This is a genomic window from Candidatus Hydrogenedentota bacterium, assembly GCA_012523015.1.
Taxonomy (GTDB): Bacteria; Hydrogenedentota; Hydrogenedentia; order Hydrogenedentales; family CAITNO01; genus JAAYBJ01.
On record JAAYJI010000217.1, the window covers coordinates 1 to 1,616 of the forward strand.

Sequence of the window (1,616 nt, forward strand, 5' to 3'; positions counted from 1 at the left end):
AATTCAAGAATAACGGCTTTCCCTTTTTCCGGAGCCGTGAAAGCGGTGCTGTAGATTGCTTCACCGGAAAAATATTTAATCTCTTCCTTTGCGTGATCCGTCCACGATTGAAGGGCAGGAAATTCCTCCGAGCCAAACGGGAATGTCACAGTCCAAGGCCCTTCTATTTTAGTATGGATCGTAGGAGCACTCTGTTCCGGTGCAGTGCGTTCTTGTATGTCTTTTCCTTTGCGAAAAACCACAAATAAAGAAGTGTGAATATCAAATTCAATGGGAAGAGATGTGTAGCCGTCTGCAGCGGAGAATTCGGGTTCGTAGTCAATAATACCTGTTTCCGCCCACCACAGCTCCGGCGCCTTATCGGTGATGCGGAAAGAAATTGTTTCGCTCCGTGCAGCATCGTTTTGGTTGGATAAAAAGTAGATATCCGTATCCCCGTCTTGTCGATGTTTCCACAAAATATCTTCCGGACAAATCACATCAGGAGGCAAATCAATCAGAGAAAAGACTTGCTCCATACTGAGATCGGTTAACACCGTTTCGTTGCTCCACACCTTTTCGGCTAAGGCGCGCACTTCCACATCGCAGTCAGGATAGTTTTCAAGGCTGGGGGAATGATCCGGCGCCGGGCCAACCACCACGGCGCCCCCTGCGGCCAATGCACCAATTTTCTTTAATAAGGCAGGCCGCATCGATGTGGAAGGAGGTAATACAAGAACACGGTATGACAGACCATGGGGCAGCACGAGCACGCCATCTTGTACGTCGAGATCTTTTTCGATAATGTCGGCATTTATATAATCAAAGTCATAGCCTGCAGGCAGCGCAGGTTCGCAGGGCCCGGTCATTTTCGGCGCATCTTCACCGATAAAATAAGCGGCATCTACGAAAGATAATCCCCGTTGCAACAGGACACTGCATCGGCGCAAATAATCGACCCAAGGCCCGGCGTGGTCAAACCACGTATTGTGCCGGTTGAACTCGCTGCCGAACCATGCATTAACACCGGGAAGTTTATCTTCCCAAGGCTGATGTATGACCAAGCACAAGACAAACTGATTGATGCCTTCGGTAAAGGCCCAGTCGCCGCGTGCCTTCAGGTCACGGGGCGAATTGGTAAAGGCAATACCTCCGGTGAAGGCTTCCGCCCAAACGATTGGATGGTCGTATATGTGGGCCGCTGAAGCGGCGTCGCGCAATTCAATGCTTCCAAGATCACCATTCACCCAAAACTCGCCGCTGATTTCGTCGCACTCTCCGCCATACTGAAGAAATTCGCCGGGATACCCCCAATGACCGTAGTTTTCCAGCCACATTTTAAGACCCTGTTCACGGCACAAATCTCTGAGTCCGCCCACATATTCACGGGAAACCAAATCTGCTACCAAGCGCCGCAAATCCCAAAAGAAACGGTCGGTACATGCTGCGCTATTAATAATGCGCCCATTCATGGCGGGCAGCCACGGCAGGGGATCATAGCCATAGGCAGCTTCAAAAGTCTGAGCGAAGCCATCGGTCCAGTTTTGCGGGCCCATCTCGTAGCTGTCGGCGACAACATGCTTTAAGGCAGTGCGCTCATCGGCGGTCAAACGATCCAAAAGATTTTTAACATAAGC

1 protein-coding gene is annotated in these 1,616 nt (G+C 50.6%); it reads right to left on the reverse strand.

The features are described 5' to 3' along the window. A partial coding sequence (locus tag GX117_09265) for a glycoside hydrolase family 2 (GenBank protein ID NLO33528.1) occupies nt 1–1,616 on the reverse strand: 1,616 nt, incomplete at both ends.